Genomic DNA, 21,976 nt, shown 5'->3' with positions numbered 1-21,976 from the left:
TCGGTTGGTTCGGTTCAGCCTTTGGCTTGCAGCAAGTCGGCAGACTGGATACGCCTCACGCCCGCGGCGGCGAGGTCTTGCCACGCCTGTGCCAGCGACCCGTTCAGGTCGATGGCGCGGCAGGCGTCCTCGGTCAGCACGGCTTCAAAGCCTGCGGCGCGCGCATCGAGCGCGCTCCACGCCACGCAGTAGTCGGTCGCCAGTCCGGCCAGGAACACGCGCTTGACGCCGTGCTCGCGCAGATAGCCGGCCAGTCCGGTGCGCGTGCTGCGGTCCGCCTCCAGGAAGGCGGAGTAGCTGTCCACGCCCGCATGATGGCCCTTGCGGATCACCAGCCGGGCATTGGGCACATCGAGCGCGGCATGGAAAGCCGCGCCCGCCGTGCCTTGCACGCAGTGGACCGGCCACAGCACCTGCTGGCCGTACGGCAACGCCAGCATCTGGAACGGCTGGGTCCCCGCATGGTTGGCGGCAAACGAGACATGGTCCGCCGGGTGCCAGTCCTGCGTCAGCACCACGTGCGAAAACATGCGCGCCAGCTGGTTGACGACAGGAACGATTTCGTCGCCACGCGGCACGGCAAGCGCGCCGCCGGGCATGAAGTCGTTCTGCACGTCGACCACCAGCAGGCAGTCATCCGGACCGGGTCTCATGTTCACCTTTGCCTTCGCTTTCGCCTTCCTTCTGCCTTGCTGCGGCCCGGGCCTCAGTCGTTGAAGCCCTTGCCTTCGTCCGCCAGCTTCTGCAGCAGCGGTGCGACTTGCCAGGCTTCGCCGTGGTAGCCCTTGGCGTACTTCTTCATCGCCAGCGCCACGTTGTAGAGGCCAACCTGGTCGGCGTAAAGCATCGGGCCGCCGCGGAACAGCGGGAAGCCGTAGCCGGTCAGGTACACCATGTCGATATCCGAGGCCTTCGACGCAATGCCCTCTTCGAGGATCTTGGCGCCTTCGTTGACCAGCGCGAACACCAGGCGCTCGACGATCTCCTCGTCGGAGATCTTGCGGCGCGTGATGCCGAGGTCCTTCGAATGCTGCACGATCATGTCGTTGACCTGCTGATTCGGGTACGGCTTGCGGTCGCCCGCCTTGTAGTCGTACCAGCCCGCGCCGGTCTTCTGGCCGTAACGGCCCATTTCGCACAGCAAGTCGGCGGTCTTCGAGTACTGGATGTCCGGTTTATCCACGGCGCGGCGCTTGCGGATGGCCCAGCCGATATCGTTGCCGGCCAGGTCGCCCATGCGGAAAGGACCCATGGCAAAACCGAACTTCTCGATGGCCTTGTCCACTTGCTCCGGCAATGCGCCTTCGTCCAGCAGGTAGCCGGCCTGGCGGCTGTACTGCTCGATCATGCGGTTGCCGATAAAGCCGTCGCACACGCCCGACACCACGGCGGTCTTCTTGATCTTCTTGCCGATCGCCATCACGGTGGCCAGCACATCCTTGCCGGTCTTCGCGCCGCGCACGACTTCGAGCAACTTCATCACGTTGGCCGGGCTGAAGAAGTGCATGCCGACCACGTCCTGCGGACGCTTGGTGAAGGATGCGATCTTGTCCACGTCCAGCGTCGAGGTATTCGAAGCCAGGATCGCGCCCGGCTTCATCACTTCGTCCAGCTTCTTGAAGACGACTTCCTTGACGCCCATCTCTTCGAACACGGCCTCGATGACCATGTCGGCGTCCTTGATGTCGTCATAGGACAGCGTGGTCGACAGCAGGCCCATGCGCTGCTCGACCTTTTCCTGGGTCAGCTTGCCCTTCTTGGCGCTGTTCTCGTAGTTCTTGCGGATGACGCCCACGCCGCGGTCCAGCGCTTCCTGCTTGGTTTCCAGGATCGTGACCGGAATGCCAGCGTTCAGGAAGTTCATGCTGATGCCGCCACCCATGGTGCCGGCGCCGATCACGGCGATCTTCTCGATCTTGCGCACCGGCGTGTCCGACGGCACGTCGGGGATCTTGCTGGCGGCGCGTTCACCGAAGAAAGCATGGCGCAGCGCGCGCGATTCCGGCGTGGTCACCAGGTACAGGAAGCCATCGCGCTCTTCCTTCAGGCCCTGCTCGAACGGCTTGATCGAGCCGGCCACCGCTTCCAGGCACTTCAGCGGCGCCGGGAAGTTCTTGGCCATCGCAGCCACGGTGGTCTTGGCGAAGCCGAGGAAGCCTTCGGCGTTCTCGTGGCGGACCTTGAGATCGCGCACCTTCGGGTACGGGCCGGGCGCGGCGGCAACGTTCTGTGCAAACTTGACGGCGGCGGGCAGCACGTCACCGTCCACAATCTCGTCGAACAGCTTGGTGCCGGCAAACTTCTCGGACGGCACGGCGGTACCCGACACGATCATGTTCGCGGCCGCTTCCAGGCCGATCACGCGCGGCAGGCGCTGCGTGCCGCCGGCGCCGGGCAGCAGGCCCAGCTTCACTTCCGGCAGCGCAATCTGCGCGCCCTTCGACGCCACGCGATAGTTGCAGCCCAGCGCCAGCTCCAGGCCACCGCCCATTGCCACCGAATGGACCGCTGCCACCACCGGCTTGGACGAGCCTTCGAGCACGCGGATCACCGAATGCAGCGTCGGCTCCTGCGTGGCCTTGGGGGTATTGAATTCGCGGATATCGGCGCCACCCGAGAATGCCTTGCCGGCGCCGGTGATGACGATGGCCTTGACGGCCGCATCGTCCAGCGCACGGGTCATGCCATCGACGATGCCAAGCCGGGTGCTGTGACCCAGGCCGTTGACAGGGGGATTGTCGAGCGTGATGACGGCTACGCCGTCCTGAACCTGATACTGCGCTGTCATGCTGGTTCCTTTGGTGTCTTGGGTTGTCTCGGGATTCGAATTCTCGAATATGTCTTCGTGCTGCACTGCCGGCCTGTCCCGGCCGTCGGACTGCCGCGGCCGGAGCCGCGACCGAAGGGTAAACCCTCCGCATTCCCGCGCCCGACAAGCGTTTCAGCCGACGGGCGAAACACAGCATACACAAAATAGCACGGTCGTTCAATTTTAATTTTCCGGCTATTTCGCTACCATGCGCGGGCTTTATTTCCGCCCTTCGCCGCGTGCATGGGCCCACGGCCCCGCACCCGGATAAACCCTTGTCCAGCCAAGCGTTTGCGGAAAAACCCATGGCGCCCGCCGCACTTTCGCGAAGTCAACGCTGCGGATCAAGGCCAGTATGCGACTTAATTTGAGCTCGGCGGACGATTCCCAAAAAAGACAGGTTAGACTCCCGGCTTTTCATTTTTCCGCCCCGGATCTCCAGAAGAGGTCCGGGCAGGCGAAGTTCCAGCGACCCTGATGTCTTCCCACTCCCACCCTCATCCGCACCAGCACCCGGTCGTCGAGCATGACGATCTCCAGCGCAAGCTCAAGGCGCGCCATCTCACCATGATCGCCATCGGCGGCGCCGTGGGCACGGGGCTGTTCGTCGCCTCGGGTGCTTCCATCGCGCAGGCCGGCCCTGGTGGCGCGCTGCTGATGTATGCACTGCTCGGCTTCATGGTGTACTGCCTGATGACCAGCCTGGGCGAACTGGCCGTCCACATGCCGGTGGCCGGCTCCTTCGTCACCTACAGTGCGCTCTATGTCGACGAAGGCTTCGGTTTTGCGCTCGGCTGGAACTACTGGTTCAGCCTGGCCGTGACCATTGCCGTGGAGCTCACGGCGGCGCAGCTGGTGATGCAGTTCTGGTTTCCCGGCATGCCGGGCTTAGCCTGGAGTGCGGGCTTCCTGCTGCTGATGTTCGCGCTCAACGCGTTCTCGGTGCGCGGCTTCGGCGAGGCCGAGTACTGGTTCGCGCTGATCAAGGTGATCACGGTGATCGTGTTCCTGTTCGTGGGCCTGCTGATGATCTTCGGCATCATGAAGGGCGGGCCGCAATCGGGCTGGCACAACTTCACCCTCGGCGACGCGCCGTTCGTCGGCGGCATACCGGCCATGATCGGCGTGGCGATGATTGCGGGCTTCTCGTTCCAGGGCACCGAGACGGTCGGCGTGGCCGCCGGCGAGGCGGAGAACCCGGCCCAGACCATCCCGCGCGCGATCCGGCAGACCTTCTGGCGCATCTGCTGTTCTATGTGATCGCGATCCTGATCATCGGCGTGCTGATTCCCTATACCGATCCGAACCTGCTGCGCAATGACGTGACCGACGTCGGCGTGAGTCCGTTCGCGCTGGTATTCCGCCACGCCGGGCTGGCCTTCGCCGCCGGCCTGATGAATGCCGTGGTGCTGACCGCGCTGCTGTCGGCCGGCACGTCGAGCATGTATGTCTCCACGCGCATTCTGTACGGCCTGGCCGTCAGCGGACGCGCGCCGCGCTGGCTCGGCAAGCTGACCGTGAACGGCGTGCCGTTCAATGCGCTGGTGGTCACCACGGCTATTGGCGCGCTGTGCTTCTTCAGCTCGCTGTTCGGCGACAAGGCGGTCTACCTGTGGCTGCTCAATACGTCGGCGATGACGGGCTTCTTCGCGTGGTTCGGCATCGCCCTCAGCCACTACCGCTTCCGCCGCGGGCTGGTCTACCAGGGCTATGACGTCAACGCGCTGGCTTATCGCTCGCCGCTGTATCCGTTCGGCCCGCTCTTCGCAGGCGTGCTTTGCCTCGTGATCGTGGCCGGGCAGAACTATCAGGCCTTCGCGGACATTCCCAACCGCTGGCCCGAGATCATCGCCACCTATATCGGCGTGCCGGTGTTCCTGGCGCTGTGGCTCGGTTACCGTATCGTCAGGAAGACGCGGCTGATCGACTATGAGGATATGCCGTTCGAGCTGCCGAAGACGGCGAAAGTCGCGGCCAGCCAAGCTGCACAAGCGGGATATCCGGTCGCGTCCGGTGGTGAGCCGGACGTGACCTGAGCCTCTACACCTCCAGCCACTCCTTGCGCACCTGCGCATTGGCCTTCAGTTCGGTCGGCGTGCCTTCGAACACGATGTGCCCATGGCCCATCACGTACACCCGCTGCGAGATATCGAGCGCGATGGCCAGCTTCTGTTCGATCAGCAGCACCGACACGCCCCGCTCCTTCAGCGTCTTGAGGTAGTCACCCACCAGCGTCACGATCATCGGCGCCAGGCCTTCGGTCGGCTCGTCGATCAGGATCAGGTCAGGATCGCCCATCAGCGTGCGGCACAGGGTCAGCATCTGCTGCTCGCCGCCTGACAGCACGCCCGCCGCGGTATTCTCGCGCTCCTTCAGGCGCGGGAACATCGCGAACATATCTTGGATAGACCAGCGTGGCTTTGCCTGGCGCGGATTGCGCTTCTCGCCGAGCAGCAGGTTCTGCCGCACTGTCAGCGTCGGGAAGATGTCGCGATTCTCCGGCACGTAGCCGATGCCGAGATGGGCGATCTCGAAGGTGCGGCGGCCCAGGATTTCCTCGTCGCGAAAACGCACCGAGCCCTCGGCCTTCACCATGCCGAGGATGGCCTTGGCCATGGTCGAGCGCCCCACGCCATTGCGCCCGAGCAGCGCAACGATCTCGCCTTCATCGATATGCGCGTCCACGCCGTGGAGGATATGGCTCTTGCCGTAGTAGGCGTGCAGCCCGGTAACGTCCAGCATGCGCTTTGCCATCAGTGCGCTCCTTCGGTGGCGCCTTCATCCAGCGTGGTACCCAGGTAAGCCTCCTTGACCTTGCGGTTGTTGCGGATGGCCTGCGGCGTATCGGTGGCGATCACCTCGCCGTAGACCAGCACCGAGATGCGGTCGGCCAGTCCGAACACCACGCTCATGTCATGCTCGACCATCACCAGCGTCTTGCCCGCGGTGACCTTGCGGATCAGCTCGACGGCATGGTCCGATTCCGAGCGGCTCATGCCGGCCGTGGGTTCATCGAGCAGGATCACGTCGGCGCCACCGGCGATGGTGATGCCGATTTCCAGCGCGCGCTGCTCCGCATAGGTCAGCAGCCCCGCCTGCGACTCCCGCCGGTGCTGCATGCCGATCAGCTCCAGCACTTCGTCGGCGCGCTCGCGCGCGTCGCGCAGCGCCGACAGGCGGTGCCAGAACGAGTACTTGTAGCCGAGCGACCAGAGCACCGCGCAGCGCAGGTTCTCGAACACCGACAGGCGGTGGAAGATATTGGTGATCTGGAAGCTGCGCGACAGCCCCATGCGGTTGATGGCGAACGGCTGCAGTCCGCCGATTTCCTGTCCGTTCAGCCGCACCGAGCCGGTAGTCGGCGCGAAGCGCCCGGAGATCAGGTTGAACGTGGTCGACTTGCCGGCGCCGTTGGGCCCGATCAGCGCGTGGCGCTCGCCCTTGGGAACGGACAGGTTCACGCCGCGGATGATCTCCGTCTGGCCGAATTTCTTGCGCACATCGGTCAGTTCCAGTGCCGCTGTCATGCCCTGCCTCCCGCGATTTCGCCTTGCACCTTGTCCCACGCGGCGCGCACGCGCGCTACCGCCATGCGCCATGCCAGCAGCCCGGCCACCCACAGCACGGCGGCGACCGCCCACGGTATCGGCGTGGCCGCATCGAAGCCGATGCCGAACAGCGACATGCCGGTCCCGTTGGCGCTGTCGACCTGGACCTTGTAGACCAGTTCGACGGTCAGGATCATGGCCGCCAGCAGCACCACGCCCGCTGCCGCTGCGCGGCCATAGGACGGCAGCATCTGCCTGAACTTGCCCTTCGCCAGCAGCGGCATCTGCATCAGCAGCAGGCTGGCAATGCCGCCCGGCACGAACATCACCATCAGCACGAAGAACAGGCCCAGGTACAGCAGCCACGCCTTGGTCAGGTCCGACAGCGCGACCGCGAACAGCATGAAGACCACCGCGCCGATGATCGGCCCGAAGAACACGCCGGCGCCGCCGATAAACGCCGCCAGCAGCACGCCGCCAGAGCGCACCGCGCTGACGTTCTCTGCCGAGACGATCTCGAAGTTGATGGCCGACAGCGCGCCCGAGATGCCCGCAAAGAACGCCGACAGGATCAGCACCAGATAGCGCACGCGCTGCGTGTTGTAGCCAATGAACTCAACGCGCTCGGGGTTGTCGCGCACCGCGTTGGCGATGCGGCCCAGCGGCGTCTGCGTCCACGCATACATCGCCACCATCGACACCAGGCACCACGCGGCAATCAGGTAGTACACCTGGCGCCCGGGACCGAAGGTGATGCCGAGGAACGGGTCGCCCACCACGCGGTTGGTCGAGATGCCGCCTTCGCCGCCGAAGAACTCGGGGAACATCAGCGAACTGGCGAACACCATCTCGCCGATGCCCATGGTGATCATGGCGAATGTGGTGCCCGACTTCTTCGTGGTCACGTAGCCGAACAGCACGCCGAAGAAGGCGCCGGCCACGCCGCCCACAAGGGGCAGCATCGACACTGGCAGCCACACCTTGCCCGCGCCGATCATATTGAGCACGTGCACGGCAATGAAGGCGCCCAGGCCCGAATACACCGCGTGCCCGAACGACAGCATGCCGGTCTGGCCCAGCAGCATGTTGTAGGACAGCGCGAAGATAATCATGATGCCCATCTGGGACATCAGCGTGATCGCAAACCCGCCGGTGAAGATCAGCGGCAGCACCAGCATCACCAGCACGGTCATGCCCCATATCAGCCAGCGCGCCAGGTTTAGCGGCTTGTAGTGCACGGTACGGCCGGTGATGACCGCTTCACGGCGTTGTTCCATCGTCGTTTCGACTCTCATGGCTCAGCTCTCCCGGGTTCCCATCAGGCCGCGCGGCCGGAAGATCAGCATCAGCACCAGCAGCAGGTAAGGCAGCACCGGCGCCACCTGCGCCACGGTGAGCTTCCACAGCGAATAGAACGGCGTGGCGTCGGTCACGGCCAGTCCGATGCTGCTGAAGAGCCCGGCCAGCGACGCATCGATGGTCACCGCAAAGGTCTGCAGCACGCCGATCAGGATCGACGCGATAAACGCCCCTACCAGCGACCCCATGCCGCCCACCACCGCCACGACGAAGACGATCGAGCCGACCGCCGCCGCCATCGATGGCTCGGTGACAAAGGCATTGCCGCCGATCACGCCGGCCAGCCCCGCCAGCGCGGCGCCGCCGCCGAACACCATCATGAACACGCGCGGCACGTTGTGGCCGAGCGCCTCGACCATCTCGGGGTGCGTCAGCGCGGCCTGGATCACCAGGCCAATGCGCGTGCGCGTGAGCACGAGATAGATCGCCACCAGCATGCCGAGCGACACCAGCATCATGAAGGCGCGGTATTTCGGGAATGACGAAGTGAAGACCGTAAACAGCGGTCCATCCAGCTCGGCCGGAATGCGATACGGCACGGCGGCCAGGCCCCACACGAGCTTGACGCCCTCCTCGATCAGGTAGGCCAGCCCGAACGTGAACAGCAGTTCGGCGACGTGTCCGTACTTGTGCACGGTGCGCAGGCCGAAGCGCTCCACCAGTGCGCCGGCTCCAGCCACCAGCAGCGGCGCCAGGATCAGCGCGGGCCAGAATCCGACCTTGCTGGCCACGGTATAGGCGAAGTAGGCCCCGAGCATATAGAAGCTGGCGTGCGCGAAATTGAGCACGCCCATCATGCTGAAGATCAGGGTGAGGCCTGAAGAGAGCATGAACAGCAGCAGCCCGTAGCTGATGCCGTTCAGCAGTGAGATGACGAAGAATTCCACAACTTATCCTTCAATCAGGCTGCGCCGCGGCACAGCCATCCGGTTTCGACAAGGACGAGCGCCATCGAGCCGGATGCATCGCATCCCGGCGCTCCCCATTTTCGACCGAAAGTATGCTGGATCGGGCGGCCGGCTTTATGCTGCCGGCCGGCCCGCCGTGGGCGGATCAGCCCGGCCGCTTCATCTGGCAGGAAGTCGGCTGCGCCGCGACGTACTGGTCCATCAGCGCATTGGTCTTCCAGCCGTAGCCGGTGTTCTCCTGGTCGTACTTGACGTCCTTGCCGTTGACCTTGGTCCACGTGGCCACCACCAGCGACTGCTGGGCCTGGTGGTCGGATTTGCGCATCTCCACCTGCCCATTCATGCTGTCGACCTTGATGCCTTCCATGGCCTTGGCTACCTTGACCGGGTCGGTGGAGCCGCTGTCCTTGACGGCCCTGGCCAGCATGGCTACGCCGGTGTAGGCAGCCATCACGTAGAAGTCGTCGTTGTACTTCTTCTTGTAGCCCTCGATGATGTCGGCGCCCTTGAAGCCCTCGTTGTTCGGATTGTAGTAGCCGACGTACTTGACGTGCTCGGCGCCGGCGGGGCCCATTGCCGTCGGCACGCCGGTGGTGCCGGCGTAGTACGTGTAGTAGTTGGTGGTCAGCCCGGCGTCCTTGCCGGCCTTGATCAGCAGCGCCAGGTCGCTGCCCCAGTTGCCCGTGATCACGGTATCGGCGCCCGAGGCCTTGATCTTGGCCGCATACGGCGCAAAGTCCTTGACCTGCGCGAGCGGGTGCAGGTCTTCGCCGACGATCTGGATATCCGGGCGCTTGCGCTTCAGGTAGTCCTTGGCCGCGCGCGCCACCTGGTGGCCGAACGAGTAGTTCTGGTTGATCAGGTAGACCTTCTTGACGTTGGGGTCCTTGGCCAGATAGGTGGTCAGGGCCTCCATCTTCATGTCGGAGTTGGCGTCGAGCCGGAAATGCCAGTAGTTGCACTTGCTGTTGGTCATGTCCGGGTCCACCGCGGCGTAGTTCAGGTAGACGATTTCCTTGCCCGGATTGCGCTCGTTGTGCTTGGCCACCGCATCTTCCAGCGCAAGGCCCACCGACGAGCCGTTGCCCTGCACGATATAGCGGATGCCCTGGTCGGCCACCTGTTTCAGGATAGTCAGGCTCTCCTGCGGCGACAGCTTGTTGTCGAAGCCGACCACCTCGAACTTGTGCGGGCCGCCCCATCCCTTCTGGTTGGCCACCTCGGCCACGTACTGCCAGCTCTTGAGCTGGTTCTGTCCAACGGGGGCCATCAGCCCCGAGAGCGGATCGATGAAGGCAATCTTCACCGTATCCGCGAGTGCCGTGCCCGAAACCAGCGCAGAACCCAGTGCCGCGAACGCGGCCACGCCGGCCACCAGCGGACGCATTTTGGTCATACCTGTCTCCTTCACTCTTGTCGTTGGCTTGTCATCGATCATCGATTGCGGCTTGCCGGGCGGGACTTCCAGCGCTCTGCACGCGCCCGCCGGTGCCCCGCCCGCGCCGTGCCGCAAGCGAGGCACGGCGTGGCGGATGCCCGTTTCCGCCTTACACTGCCGGCAGGCGGTAGTCCTTGAACTGGTCGCGCAGCTTGAGCTTCTGCATCTTGCCGGTGGCGGTCAGCGGGATCTCGCTGACAAAGGCCACGTCGTCGGGAATCCACCACTTGGCGACCTTGCCCTCGAAGAATTTCAGCAGTTCTTCCCTGGTGACTTCGGCGTTCGGCTTCTTGACCACGACGAGCAGCGGCCGCTCGTCCCACTTCGGGTGGTACACGGAAATGCAGGCGGCCATATGCACGGCCGGATGGGCCGCGGCCACGTTCTCGATATCGATGGACGAAATCCATTCGCCGCCGGACTTGATCACGTCCTTGCTTCGGTCAGTGATCTGCATGTAGCCGTCCGCATCGATGGTGGCCACGTCGCCGGTCGGGAACCAGCCGTCGACGAGCGGGTTCGCATCATTGCGGAAGTAGCGCTCGATGATCCACGGGCCGCGCACCAGCAGGTCGCCGAAGGCCTTGCCGTCCCACGGCAACTCCTTGCCGTCGCCATCGACGATCTTCATGTCCACCCCGAACAGGACGCGTCCCTGCTTCTCGAGGACCTTCTGGCACGCCTCCTCGGACAGCTCCTCGTGCTTGGCCAGCAGCTTGCAGGTGGTGCCAAGTGGCGACATCTCCGTCATGCCCCAGCCGTGGATGACTTCGACGTCAAGGGCCCGCAGCGCACGGATCATTGCCGGCGGCACCGCCGAGCCGCCGATCACGGTGCGGCGGAAGGTGGAGAACTTCAGGTTGTTGGCCTGCACATGCTGCAGCAGGCCCAGCCAAACCGTCGGCACGCCGGCGGAGAAGGTCACCTTTTCCTGCTCGAACAACTCATACAGCGAAGCCCCGTCGAGCTTGGCGCCTGGCAACACGAGCTTCGCACCGACCAGCGGCACCGAATACGGCAGGCCCCAGGCATTGACGTGGAACATGGGAACCACGGGCAGGATCACGTCGCGTGCCGAGCAGCCCAGTGCATCCGGCAACGCCGAAGCGTAGGAATGGAGGACCGTGGAGCGATGCGAGTACAAGGCGCCCTTCGGGTTGCCCGTCGTGCCCGACGTGTAGCACAGGCTCGATGCGAGGCTCTCGTCGAACAGCGGCCATTCGTAGTTGCCGTCCTGGGCGTCGACCAGTTCTTCATAGCAAAGAAGCGGAACCTTGGACTCGGCCGGCATATGGGCGCGATCGCTCATCAGCACCCAACCCTTCACGTTCGGGCAATGCGGCGCAATACCTTCCACCAGCGGCAGGAAGGTCAGGTCGAAGAAGACATAGCCGTCTTCGGCGTGGTTGACAATATAGGCGACCTGCTCCGGAAACAGGCGCGGATTGATCGTGTGGCAGACGGCGCCCATGCCGGACACGCCGTAGTAGATCTCGAGGTGGCGATAGCCATTCCAGGCCAGGGTGCCAACTCGGTCGCCCTGCTTCACGCCGAGCGCACCGAGCGCCTGGGCCAGTTTGCGGGCGCGCAGCTCGCAGTCGCGATAGGTATAGCGATGCAGGTCGCCTTCGGTACGTCGCGAGACGATTTCGGTGCCGCCGTAGTAGCGTGCAGCGTGCTTGATGATCGAGGAAATGAGCAGCGGCGCGCTCATCATTTGACCCATCAATGCCATGAAACAGTCTCCTGAATTTTAGTAATTTTCTTCTGAAAACGAACAACCGTTCTATTTTTTGGCGATTGTTCCCACACCCTGGATCGACGTCAACGGGATTCCGTTGTGCACTGCCATATTCGAGGCCGCAAATGTGCGAGATTCATGCACCGGATTCATCGACGCAATCAATGGGAAGAAGATTGCGTTGGCAAGGCAGCCTGGCGGGCCGGATCCGGATGTGGAAGTACAATACTGCGAGCCATGTTGCGCCTCAACATGTCGTTTTCCCTAGCACGCAAGCGCACTTCCGGGACAAACAGCATGCCGGCGCTGCACCGCCCACACGCGGCATTCGCTAGTCAATGCCTGAATCCCTTGCCGCGCGGTCCGCCCCCAGACAATGTCCGATACCCTGAATCCCCCTTCCGCCCAGAGCGATGCCGCCGGCAACAGCGCGACGTTCGAGGCGCCATTCCGAACGACGCCCGGCTTTGCCGAGCTTGGCGAGCGCTTTTTCACGCGCCTGCGCCCCACGCCACTGTCCTCGCCCTACCTCGTCAGCATCGCGCCGTCCGCCGCTGCGCTGCTCGGCATGCCCGCCGCAGCATCGGCGCAGCCCGGGTTCATTGAAGCGTTCGTCGGCAACAGCGTTCCCGAATGGGCAGACACCCTGGCCACCGTGTACTCTGGGCACCAGTTCGGCGTCTGGGCGGGGCAACTCGGCGATGGCCGTGCGATCCGCCTGGCGCAGGCGCAGACCGATGCCGGCCCGTGGGAAATCCAGCTCAAGGGGGCCGGACTCACGCCCTATTCGCGCATGGCGGATGGCCGCGCGGTGCTGCGCTCGTCGATCCGCGAGTACCTTTGTTCGGAGGCCATGGCGGCGCTCGGCGTGCCGACCACGCGCGCGCTGAGCATCATCGGTTCCGACGCGCCGGTGCGGCGCGAGACCATCGAGACCGCAGCCGTGGTGACGCGGCTTGCGCCCACGTTTATCCGCTTTGGTCACTTCGAGCACTTCGCTGCGCACGACGACGTTGCCGCGGTACGCCAGCTTGCCGATTTCGTCATCGACAATTTCATGCCGGGCTGCCGCGAGTCCGCCCAGCCTTACCAGGCACTGCTGCGCGAGGTCGCGCTGCGCACGGCCGACATGGTGGCGCACTGGCAGGCGATCGGCTTCTGCCATGGCGTGATGAACACCGACAATATGTCGATTCTCGGCCTGACCATCGACTACGGTCCCTTCGGTTTTCTCGACGCGTTCGATGCCAACCATATCTGCAACCACTCGGACACCCAGGGCCGCTACGCGTACAGCCAGCAGCCGCAGGTCGCGTTCTGGAACCTGCACTGCCTGGCGCAGGCGCTGCTGCCGTTGTGGCTGGAGCCGGACGCCGGCGACGCCGCGCGCGATGCCGCCGTGGCACTGGCGCGCGAGGCACTCGATCCGTTCCGCGATCGCTACGCCAGCGCGTTCTTCCGCCACTACCGCGCCAAGCTCGGCCTGAGCATGCCCGCCGGCGGCGACAAGGAAGACGAGCCGCTGCTGACCAGCCTGTTCCAGCTTTTGCACCAGCAGCACGTGGACTACACCTTGTTCTGGCGCAACCTGGCCCATATCTCATCCATGGATGGCGCCAGCGACGCGCCGGTGCGCGACTTGTTCCCTGACCGTGCCGCCTGGGACGCATGGGCAGAAGAATACCGGGCCAGGCTGCGGGCCGAACAGTCGAACGACACCGCCCGGCGCGCCGCGATGCTGGCGGTCAATCCCAAGTACGTGCTGCGCAACCATCTTGCTGAAACCGCCATCCGCCACGCGCGGGCAAAGGACTTCAGCGAGGTGGACAAGCTGCTTGCGGTGCTGTCGCGTCCCTTCGACGAACAACCGGAATCGGAGGCCTACGCGGCGCTGCCGCCGGACTGGGCGTCTGGCCTGGAAGTGAGCTGCTCGTCGTGAACTCGGCCGGACGCCCGCCGGCACGCCGGTCCGGGCTGGTGTAAGGTTCCGACCACGGCCGCGACCAATGCGTGAGGCCGGCATGGCACGCCAGCCCCCTACCGAAAGGATCCAGCATGACCACAAGCAAGACCGACGCCGAATGGCGCGAGCAACTCTCCGACATCGAATACCGCGTGGCGCGCGAGTCCGCCACCGAACGCCCGTTCACGGGCCGCTACTGGGACCACTGGGACAACGGCATCTACAAGTGCGTAGGCTGCGGCACCCCGTTGTTCGAATCGGCCACCAAGTTCGACGCGGGCTGCGGCTGGCCCAGCTACTTCCGGCCCATCAACGGCGAGGTGATCGCCGAGCACGCCGACCACACGCATGGCATGGTGCGCGTCGAGGTCCGCTGCAAGGAATGCGGCAGCCATCTCGGCCACGTATTCGAAGATGGGCCGGCGCCGACCGGACTTCGCTATTGCATCAACTCGGCTGCGTTAAAATTCGACAATCGCGACCCGGCTGAGCGCGACGGCTGACGCACACGCGCCCGGCCGTGCAGCCGGCCTGCGGGCCGGCTGCCCAAAAAGCCGGGCCCGCCAACCCAGGCTATTCCTGCATGAAATTCCTTTTCGACCTGTTTCCGGTCATCCTTTTCTTTGCCGCCTTCAAGCTGGCCGGCATCTACACCGCCACGGCCGTGGCCATCGGCGCCACCGTGCTGCAGATCGGCTGGGTATGGCTGCGCCACCGCAAGGTCGAGCCGATGCAGTGGGTGAGCCTGCTGATCATTGGCGTGTTCGGCGGCGCCACCCTGGTCCTGCACAACGAGAGCTTCATCAAATGGAAGCCGACCGTGCTGTACTGGATGTTCGCCGTGGCGCTGATCGGCTCGGTGATCGGCTGGCGCAAGAACCTGATCCGCGCCATGATGGAAAAGCAGGTCACGCTGCCCGACCCGGTCTGGGGCCGCCTCAATGCGGCCTGGGCGACGTTCTTCGCCGCCATGGGGCTGCTGAACCTGTATGTGGCCTTCCAGTTCTCCACGGACGTCTGGGTGAACTTCAAGCTGTTTGGCAGCATGGGCCTGATGCTCGTCTTCATCATCGCCCAAAGTGTTTGGCTGTCACGCCACATGCAGGAAAACACGCCGGACTGAACGCCGGCGCCACATTTGCGAGGCCGGGGCTTCCGGACCTCGCTCCAAGATCCCCGAGGAACACATGGCAGCTGATCCCGCCACTATCGAGGCGATGCTGCGCGAAGCGCTCGCCCCCAGCCATCTGGTCGTGCGCGACGACAGCGCGTTGCATGCCGGCCACGCCGGCGCGGCATCGGGCGGTGGCCACTATGACGTGACCATCGTCAGCGAGCGCTTTACGGGGCACTCCCGCGTGGCGCGGCACCGCATGGTGTATGATGCGCTGCGCGGTCTGTTCCCCACGCAGATCCACGCTTTGGCCGTGACCGCGTTCACCGATCAAGAATTTCAATCCCGCGAAACTTCACGCGGTTCTTCCAGCAACTCTCAGACCTGATTCCATGAAGACCACCGTCCTCTCGTTCAGCCTGGCGGCTGTGCTCGCTGCCGGCAGCCTGCCCGCAGCCGCCCAGAATGCCGCTGTCGTGAATGGCAAGGCCATTCCCTCGGCCAAGCTGGACAAGCTGATCGCCGGCACCGGCCAGCCCGAAAACCCGGAGTTGCGGGACCGCGCGCGCAGCATGCTGATCGACCGCGAACTGCTGGTGCAGGAAGCCAACAAGCGCGGCCTGACGCAGCGTGACGACGTGCAGGAGCAGCTGGAACAAGCCCGCCTGAACGTGCTGGCCGGCGCGGTGTTCGAAGACTACGTGAAGACCCACGGCGCCAGCGACGCCGAACTGCGCAAGCAGTACGACAAGATCAAGTCCCAGTTCGGCAACGGCAAGGAATACCACGCGCGTCACATCCTCGTGGAGAAAGAAGCCGACGCCAAGGCCATCATCGCCAAGATCAAGGCCGGCGCCAAGTTCGAGGACATGGCCAAGGCCTCGTCCAAGGACCCGGGCTCGGCGGCGAACGGCGGCGACCTGGACTGGGCCAACAGCAGCAGCTACGTGCCGGAATTTTCGGCGGCCATGACGGGTCTGAAGAAAGGCCAGATGACCGATACGCCGGTCAAGACCCAGTTCGGCTGGCACATCATCGAACTGGTCGACACCCGCGACGCCAAGATCCCGAGCTACGAAGAGGTCAAGCCCCAGCTGATGCAGATGATGATGGGCGACCAGAACTGGCAACGCGAGCAGTTCCAGGCCATGATGAAGGCCCTCAAGGAAAAGGCCAAGATCCAGTAACGTTGCAGGCCGGAGCCCCCGCCCGCCTGCAGACTAGAAGGAAGCAGCAGCGTGGAGCCTCGAGCCGGCTACTGGCAACTCTGGCATCTCTCTTCCCGGGGCATGTGCTATTGCGCGCTTGCCTCGGCCTCGCTTGACGGCGCCGCCCCCGGGTGGCGCACGCTCCATCAGCACCTGCCGTTGCGGGACCGCTATGCGCCGGAGAAGATCCTCCGCGCGGTGGTCGCCTACAAGGAATCGCGCGGCGAAATCATCCCCCTCCAGGATTGCGACCCGCGCCGGCTGCTTCACTTCGCCTATGCGTCGTGGAGTTCGCGGTTGCTGGCGCCGCTGCAAGAGTAAGGGGCTCGTGATGCCATGCTTTGCATGACACCACGAGCCCCTTAACCCATCTCAGGCAGCATACGCTGCCCGACTCGGCCCTGAATTACCCCACCCACTTGCGCGCATTGCGGAACATGCGCATCCACGGGCTGGCGCCGTCGGCGACCTGCTTCCAGGCATCGGGCGCCCAGCTCATGGTCGCGGCACGGAACACGCGTTCCGGGTGCGGCATCAGCACGGTAAAGCGCCCATCGGTCGTTGTCACCGACGTGATGCCATCGGGCGAGCCATTCGGATTCAACGGATAGGTCTGCGTCACCGCACCGTGGTTGTCGACAAAGCGCAGTGCCACATTGGCCTTTCCGATCTCGCCTTGTTGCGAGAAATCTGCAAACCCTTCGCCGTGCGCGACGACGATCGGAATGCGGCTGCCTTCCATGCCGGCGAAGAAGATCGACGGCGACTGCTGCACTTCCACCGTGACGTAGCGCGCCTCGTACTGCTCCGATTGGTTGCGCGTGAACTTCGGCCAGGCCCCGGCACCGGGGATGATCGGGGCCAGGTTGCTCATCATCTGGCAACCATTGCACACGCCCAGCGCGAAGGTGTCCTGGCGGTTGAAGAAGGCCGCGAACTGCTCGGCCATCTGCGCGTTGAACAGGATGGTCTTGGCCCAGCCTTCGCCCGCGCCCAGCACGTCGCCGTAGCTGAAGCCGCCGCACGCGACAAAGCCCTTGAAATCAGCCAGGTTTGCACGGCCCGCGATCAGGTCGCTCATATGCACGTCGTGCGTATCGAAGCCCGCGCGGTCCATGCTGTAGGCCATCTCGATCTGCGAGTTGACGCCCTGCTCGCGCAGGATCGCCACGCGCGGACGGGCACCGGTCGCGACGAACGGCGCGGCGATGTCCTCGGCCGGATTGAAGGTCAGCACCGGGCTGATGCCGGGGTCGGCGGCGTCCAGCAGGCGGTCGTATTCGCTGTCGGCGCAGACCGGGTTGTCGCGCAGGCGCGCAATGCGCCAGCTGACCTCGCTCCAGTTGCGCTGCAGGTCGGTGCGCGAGGCGCCGAACACCTTCTTGGCATCGCGATAGATCTCGATCTGGTCGGTTGCGTTGGGCTTGCCGACCACATGGCTGCATGCCGACAGGCCAGCTTCGCGCAGCACCGCGAACACGGCATCGCGTTCCTGCAGGCGCACCTGCACTACTGCGCCCAGTTCCTCCGAGAACAGCGCGCGCAGGGTCTGGTCGTTGCGGCGCTCGGCGATCTGCTGAGCCCAGTTCTTGGCGTCGCCATAGTCCTGTTCCTGCTGCGGGTCGAGCGCCAGCATGTCTACGTTCAGCGAGATCCCGCAGTGGCCGGCAAACGCCATTTCCGCCAGCGTGGCGATAAAGCCTCCGTCGGAGCGGTCGTGGTACGCCAGCAGCTTGCCTTCGCCGTTCAGGCGCTGGATCACGTTGAAGAAGTTCTTCAGGTCTTCGGCGCTGTCCACGTCGGGGGCGCTGTCGCCGACCTGCTGCGTGACCTGCGCCAGGATGCTGCCGCCCATGCGGTTCTTGCCGCGGCCCAGATCGATGCCGATCAGCACCGTGTCGCCCGCGTCGGTGCGCAGTTGCGGCGTCAGCGTGCGGTTCACGTCGTCCACCGCGGCGAACGCCGAGATGATCAGCGAGACGGGAGCCACCACTTCCTTGGCCACGCCATCGTCCTGCCACTTGGTGCGCATCGACAGCGAATCCTTGCCCACCGGGATGCTGATGCCGAGTGCCGGGCACAGCTCCATGCCCACGGCATGCACGGTGTCGTACAGCTTCGCATCTTCGCCTTCCACGCCGCAAGCGGCCATCCAGTTGGCGGACAGCTTGACTTTGCCCAGGTCCTTGACCGGTGCCGCCGCCAGGTTGGTCAGCGCTTCGCCGATCGCCATGCGGCCCGAGGCCGGGGCGTTGATCACGGCCAGCGGCGTGCGCTCGCCCATGGTCATCGCCTCGCCGGCATTGCCCTTGTAGTCGAGCGTGGTCACGGCCACGTCGGCCACCGGCACCTGCCACGGGCCGACCATCTGGTCACGCGCGTTCATGCCGCCCACGGTACGGTCGCCGATGCTGATCAGGAACGACTTGTTGGCCACGGTCGGGTGGCGCAGCACGTCGCGCACCGCTTGTTCCAGCGAGATGCCGGTGACGTCCACCGCCGGCAGCGACTGCTCGACGCGCGTCACGTCGCGGTGCATGCGCGGCGGCTTGCCCAGCAGCACGTCCATCGGCATGTCGACCGTGAAGTGCTCCTTGAGCGCGGCGTCGACATGCGAATCGACCAGCTGCAACTGCTTTTCCTCGGTGGCTACGCCCACCACGGCGAACGGCGAACGCTCGCGCTCGCACATGGCCTGGAACTGGGGGAAACTGTCCGGCGCGATGGCCAGCACATAGCGCTCCTGCGATTCATTGCACCAGATTTCGGCGGGCGAAAGGCCGGACTCTTCCAGGTGCACCTTGCGCAGGTCGAAGCGCGCACCGCGGCCGGCACCGTCCACCACTTCGGGGAACGCATTCGAAATGCCGCCCGCGCCGACGTCGTGGATCGACAGGATCGGGTTCTGGTCGCCAAGCTGCCAGCAGGCGTTGATCACTTCCTGCGCACGGCGCTCCATTTCGGGGTTGCCGCGCTGGACTGAATCGAAATCCAGGTCGGCGGTGTTGGTGCCGGTCGCCATCGAGCTGGCGGCGCCGCCGCCCATGCCGATGCGCATGCCCGGGCCGCCCAGCTGGATCAGGAGCGTGCCGGCCGGCAGGTCGTTCTTGTGCGTGTGGCTGGCGTCGATATTGCCGATGCCGCCCGCGATCATGATGGGCTTGTGGTAGCCGCGCACGGTGCCGCCCACGTTCTGCTCGTAGACGCGGAAGTAGCCGCCCAGGTTGGCGCGGCCGAATTCGTTGTTGAACGCGGCGCCGCCGAGCGGGCCCTCGATCATGATCTGCAGCGGCGAGGCGATGCGGTCCGGCTTGCCCGTCACGCCGGCTTTGTCGTCGGGATTGCGGTGCGCCACTGGCTGGGCAGCGTCGCGGTCGTTTTCCCACGACTCGACGGCCTCGGGCAGCATCAGGTTCGACACGGTAAAGCCGGTCAGGCCAGCCTTGGGCTTGGCGCCGCGGCCGGTCGCGCCCTCGTCGCGGATTTCACCGCCGGCGCCCGTGGAGGCACCCGGGAACGGCGAGATCGCGGTCGGGTGGTTGTGCGTCTCGACCTTCATCAGCGTATGGGTCAGCGCCTCGTGGCGGCCATACTTGTGAGCATCGCCGCGCGGGAACCAGCGCTCGGCCACGCCGCCTTCCATCACGGCGGAGTTGTCCGAATAGGCCACGATCGAGCCCTGCGGATTGAGCTGGTGCGTGTTGCGGATCATCGCGAACAGCGACTTGTCCTGCTGCACGCCGTCGATGGTCCAGGTGGCGTTGAAGATCTTGTGGCGGCAGTGCTCGCTGTTGGCCTGCGCGAACATCATCAGTTCGACGTCGGTCGGGTTGCGCTCCAGCTTCGCGTAGGCGTCGATCAGGTAATCGATCTCGTCTTCCGACAGGGCCAGGCCCATGGCCACGTTGGCCTCGGCCAGCGCGCTGCGGCCGGCTGCAATGTCGATGAAGCGCAGCGGCTTGGCCGGCAGCTCCTGGAACAGTCCGGCGGCGTCCTCACGCGAGGCAATCACCGTTTCGGTCATGCGGTCGAACAGGTGCGCGGCCACGGCGGCGCGCGTGTCGGCATCCAGCGTCTTGCGTCCGCGCAGCAGGCCCTTCTTGCAGATCACGGTGATCTCGATGCCGCGCTCGATGCGGTGCACATGCGTCAGGCCGCAGTTGTGCGCGATGTCGGTGGCCTTGCTGGCCCACGGCGAAATCGTGCCGAAACGCGGAATCACGACGAAGCGGTCGCCCTCCGGCTGCTCCGCGAACGGCGCGCCGTAGGTCAGCAGCGCGGCAATGCGGCTCTGGTCTTCCGTGGACAGCGCAGTGTCCGAGTCAACGAAATGGAGGAACTGGCCGTGCACCGATTCGATATCGGTGTCGATCTGCCGCAGGGCGGTGAGCAGGCGTTGCTGGCGGAAGGCGGAAAGCGCCAAAGCGCCGGGGAAGCATGAAAAATGCGCCATGATCGTAGCGGTCGGGAGGCGAAGGAGGAGATAGGGGCTGCTGCATGCCGGCACCGCTGTATGGGATGCCGGCCGGCGGGAAACCGGTATTGTACCTTGCCGGCACCCGGATTTTGCACTGCGCCATCACGGGCGCCCCGTGTTACGCCTTGCCGTGATAATGCCTATGCATCACTTTTTCCAAGTCACCAGCCTTCCAGGCCTTAAAGTGACGTTGCGGAGCGCGCCGCCTGCTCGTATAGCCCGGTCAGCACGCGCATCAACCGTGCGAGTTCGCCGATCTCGGCGTTTTCCTCGCTGCCTGCGGTGAAGTTGCTGGTCAGGCATTGCTCGCGTATTTCGCGGTAGCGCGCGCAGGCTTCGGCGCCCTCCGGCGTGGTCGAATAGGTGGCCTCTTTGCCGACTCTTTCGCCCGTCACCAGCCCCAGGCCCTGAAGCTTCTTCAGCGCGTAGGTCACCAGGTGGGTGTCTTCCACGTTCAGCACGAAGCAGACGTCGGCCAGGCGCTTGGCCCGGCCGCGGTGGTTGACATGGTGCAGCACCAGCACGTCCAGGAAGGTCAGGTCGCGCACGCCGGCCGCGCCCATGCAGCGCACCACCCAGCGGCTGTAAGCGTTGTACGCGGTGTTCAGGCCGAACTCGAACTCGGACAACTCCGGGCTGCGCGCCGACACGAGATGCGACGACGATACGATGTTGGTGCCCGCCGCGCGCGACAGCGAGGTAGCGGACTTGACGGGGACGTCGTCCGGCGCGTGGATGAGGTCCGCTTCGGCGGCCGAACCGGGCGCGGCGGGCTTGCGTGCCATGGGGAATGCTCCTTGCAACGTTGCACGGGAGCCGCCGGGCGATGCCCACGGTGACGTCCCCGCTAATTTTGGCTTGACAGTTTATCGGCAAATTATGAGCATGAATGCCTGACAAGAACAGGCAGGGCGCGCACCGCTGCGCGCCTGGAGCCAGCACGCCGGCTGAATCCGGAGCCATTGCGCCTGCCCGACTCCACGCCTCCAAGCCTCCAAGCCACCGATGCTTCCAGACCTCGACATACTGAACTCCCGCCTGCGCGATGGCACCACGAGCCGCGCCGACCTGGTGGAGACGGCCGCCGCCGCGGCGGCGGGCGAGCACGCGCAGGCCGTGTTCCTGCACAGCACCTTCGACAGCGCGATCCAGACCGCCCGTGCCGCCGATGCCGCGTGCCGCGCCGGCAAGCGCCTGCACCCGCTCGCGGGCCTGCCGGTCTCGGTGAAGGATCTCTTCGACGTCGCTGGCGAAGTCACGCGCGCGGCGTCGGCAGTGCGCCACGACGCCGCACCCGCCAGCGCCGATGCCGCCGTGGTCGCCCGCCTGCGACATGTTGGTGCGGCCGTCGTCGGCCGCACCAACATGACCGAGTTCGCGGTGGCGGGGGTGGGGCGCCAACCCCCAATGG

Annotated in this window: 17 protein-coding genes and 1 pseudogene; 8 read left to right on the top strand and 10 right to left on the bottom strand. The window is 65.0% G+C overall.

The window, feature by feature from the left end:
* Window positions 1-14: 14 nt before the first annotated feature.
* Entirely contained in the window at window positions 15-653 is a 639-nt protein-coding gene (gene pncA / locus AC3FKG_RS17745; protein WP_488743725.1) for a bifunctional nicotinamidase/pyrazinamidase, read from the bottom strand.
* Between the two features lie 53 nt (window positions 654-706).
* Window positions 707-2,788 (bottom strand): 3-hydroxyacyl-CoA dehydrogenase NAD-binding domain-containing protein, encoded by a 2,082-nt coding sequence (locus tag AC3FKG_RS17740; RefSeq protein WP_488743724.1) that lies wholly within the window; start codon window positions 2,786-2,788, stop codon window positions 707-709.
* Between the two features lie 498 nt (window positions 2,789-3,286).
* Between AC3FKG_RS17740 and AC3FKG_RS17735 the strand changes: the two are divergent.
* A pseudogene (locus AC3FKG_RS17735) lies at window positions 3,287-4,845 on the top strand (amino acid permease).
* Window positions 4,846-4,849: 4 nt separating this feature from the next.
* Here AC3FKG_RS17735 and AC3FKG_RS17730 read toward each other — a convergent pair.
* The 6 genes from AC3FKG_RS17730 to AC3FKG_RS17705 form a co-directional block, all read right to left on the bottom strand.
* Entirely contained in the window at window positions 4,850-5,563 is a 714-nt protein-coding gene (locus AC3FKG_RS17730) for an ABC transporter ATP-binding protein (RefSeq protein WP_483711258.1), read from the bottom strand.
* A complete protein-coding gene (locus tag AC3FKG_RS17725) occupies window positions 5,563-6,336 on the bottom strand; it encodes an ABC transporter ATP-binding protein (protein WP_483711257.1) in 774 nt (257 codons plus the stop codon). Before AC3FKG_RS17725 ends, AC3FKG_RS17730 begins: the two co-directional genes overlap by 1 nt.
* A complete protein-coding gene (locus AC3FKG_RS17720) occupies window positions 6,333-7,652 on the bottom strand; it encodes a branched-chain amino acid ABC transporter permease (RefSeq protein ID WP_483711256.1) in 1,320 nt (439 codons plus the stop codon). Before AC3FKG_RS17720 ends, AC3FKG_RS17725 begins: the two co-directional genes overlap by 4 nt.
* Window positions 7,653-7,655: 3 nt before the next feature.
* Window positions 7,656-8,603 (bottom strand): branched-chain amino acid ABC transporter permease, encoded by a 948-nt coding sequence (locus tag AC3FKG_RS17715; protein ID WP_483711255.1) that lies wholly within the window; start codon window positions 8,601-8,603, stop codon window positions 7,656-7,658.
* 166 nt (window positions 8,604-8,769) lie between these two features.
* Window positions 8,770-10,020, bottom strand: coding sequence for a branched-chain amino acid ABC transporter substrate-binding protein (locus AC3FKG_RS17710; protein ID WP_488743723.1), 1,251 nt, complete (start codon window positions 10,018-10,020; stop codon window positions 8,770-8,772).
* 151 nt (window positions 10,021-10,171) lie between these two features.
* Window positions 10,172-11,797 (bottom strand): 3-(methylthio)propionyl-CoA ligase, encoded by a 1,626-nt coding sequence (locus AC3FKG_RS17705; RefSeq protein WP_483711253.1) that lies wholly within the window; start codon window positions 11,795-11,797, stop codon window positions 10,172-10,174.
* A gap of 382 nt (window positions 11,798-12,179) precedes the next feature.
* Here AC3FKG_RS17705 and AC3FKG_RS17700 point away from each other — a divergent pair, with 382 nt between their 5' ends.
* From AC3FKG_RS17700 to AC3FKG_RS17675, 6 genes are all read left to right on the top strand, one after another.
* A complete protein-coding gene (locus AC3FKG_RS17700; RefSeq protein WP_488743722.1) occupies window positions 12,180-13,742 on the top strand; it encodes a protein adenylyltransferase SelO in 1,563 nt (520 codons plus the stop codon).
* 116 nt (window positions 13,743-13,858) lie between these two features.
* The gene (gene msrB / locus AC3FKG_RS17695; RefSeq protein WP_488743721.1) at window positions 13,859-14,269 is read left to right on the top strand and encodes a peptide-methionine (R)-S-oxide reductase MsrB; all 411 of its coding nucleotides are present in this window, start codon (window positions 13,859-13,861) and stop codon (window positions 14,267-14,269) included.
* Between the two features lie 80 nt (window positions 14,270-14,349).
* Window positions 14,350-14,889, top strand: coding sequence for a septation protein A (locus AC3FKG_RS17690; protein ID WP_488743720.1), 540 nt, complete (start codon window positions 14,350-14,352; stop codon window positions 14,887-14,889).
* A gap of 64 nt (window positions 14,890-14,953) precedes the next feature.
* Window positions 14,954-15,268, top strand: coding sequence for a BolA family protein (locus AC3FKG_RS17685; RefSeq protein ID WP_483711249.1), 315 nt, complete (start codon window positions 14,954-14,956; stop codon window positions 15,266-15,268).
* Between the two features lie 4 nt (window positions 15,269-15,272).
* Window positions 15,273-16,067, top strand: a complete 795-nt coding sequence (locus tag AC3FKG_RS17680) for a peptidylprolyl isomerase (RefSeq protein ID WP_488743719.1) — start codon at window positions 15,273-15,275, stop codon at window positions 16,065-16,067.
* 51 nt (window positions 16,068-16,118) lie between these two features.
* Entirely contained in the window at window positions 16,119-16,409 is a 291-nt protein-coding gene (locus AC3FKG_RS17675; RefSeq protein ID WP_488743718.1) for a hypothetical protein, read from the top strand.
* 85 nt (window positions 16,410-16,494) lie between these two features.
* Here AC3FKG_RS17675 and purL read toward each other — a convergent pair whose 3' ends face one another.
* Both purL and AC3FKG_RS17665 read right to left on the bottom strand, forming a co-directional pair.
* Window positions 16,495-20,541 (bottom strand): phosphoribosylformylglycinamidine synthase, encoded by a 4,047-nt coding sequence (gene purL / locus AC3FKG_RS17670; RefSeq protein ID WP_488743717.1) that lies wholly within the window; start codon window positions 20,539-20,541, stop codon window positions 16,495-16,497.
* 203 nt (window positions 20,542-20,744) lie between these two features.
* Window positions 20,745-21,350: a winged helix DNA-binding protein gene (locus tag AC3FKG_RS17665; RefSeq protein WP_483711245.1), complete on the bottom strand. Its 606-nt coding sequence runs from the start codon at window positions 21,348-21,350 to the stop codon at window positions 20,745-20,747.
* A 220-nt stretch (window positions 21,351-21,570) separates the two neighbouring features.
* On the opposite strand from AC3FKG_RS17665, the gene AC3FKG_RS17660 reads away from it, so the two are divergent.
* Window positions 21,571-21,976: amidase family protein (locus AC3FKG_RS17660; RefSeq protein WP_488743716.1), on the top strand; the 406-nt coding region annotated here is incomplete at its 3' end.

The organism is Cupriavidus sp. 22TCCZM04-2 (assembly GCF_057798895.1).
This window is presented reverse-complemented; position numbering and strand designations above follow the sequence as displayed.

Coding starts and splice junctions, on each gene's coding strand:
- msrB (WP_488743721.1), top strand. CDS start 13,859: ATGACCACAAGCAAGACCGACGCCGAATGGCGCGAGCAACTCTCCGAC.
- AC3FKG_RS17665 (WP_483711245.1), bottom strand. CDS start 21,350: ATGGCACGCAAGCCCGCCGCGCCCGGTTCGGCCGCCGAAGCGGACCTC.
- AC3FKG_RS17685 (WP_483711249.1), top strand. CDS start 14,954: ATGGCAGCTGATCCCGCCACTATCGAGGCGATGCTGCGCGAAGCGCTC.
- purL (WP_488743717.1), bottom strand. CDS start 20,541: ATGGCGCATTTTTCATGCTTCCCCGGCGCTTTGGCGCTTTCCGCCTTC.
- pncA (WP_488743725.1), bottom strand. CDS start 653: ATGAGACCCGGTCCGGATGACTGCCTGCTGGTGGTCGACGTGCAGAAC.
- AC3FKG_RS17710 (WP_488743723.1), bottom strand. CDS start 10,020: ATGACCAAAATGCGTCCGCTGGTGGCCGGCGTGGCCGCGTTCGCGGCA.
- AC3FKG_RS17725 (WP_483711257.1), bottom strand. CDS start 6,336: ATGACAGCGGCACTGGAACTGACCGATGTGCGCAAGAAATTCGGCCAG.
- AC3FKG_RS17720 (WP_483711256.1), bottom strand. CDS start 7,652: ATGAGAGTCGAAACGACGATGGAACAACGCCGTGAAGCGGTCATCACC.
- AC3FKG_RS17690 (WP_488743720.1), top strand. CDS start 14,350: ATGAAATTCCTTTTCGACCTGTTTCCGGTCATCCTTTTCTTTGCCGCC.
- AC3FKG_RS17705 (WP_483711253.1), bottom strand. CDS start 11,797: ATGGCATTGATGGGTCAAATGATGAGCGCGCCGCTGCTCATTTCCTCG.
- AC3FKG_RS17700 (WP_488743722.1), top strand. CDS start 12,180: ATGTCCGATACCCTGAATCCCCCTTCCGCCCAGAGCGATGCCGCCGGC.
- AC3FKG_RS17730 (WP_483711258.1), bottom strand. CDS start 5,563: ATGGCAAAGCGCATGCTGGACGTTACCGGGCTGCACGCCTACTACGGC.
- AC3FKG_RS17680 (WP_488743719.1), top strand. CDS start 15,273: ATGAAGACCACCGTCCTCTCGTTCAGCCTGGCGGCTGTGCTCGCTGCC.
- AC3FKG_RS17740 (WP_488743724.1), bottom strand. CDS start 2,788: ATGACAGCGCAGTATCAGGTTCAGGACGGCGTAGCCGTCATCACGCTC.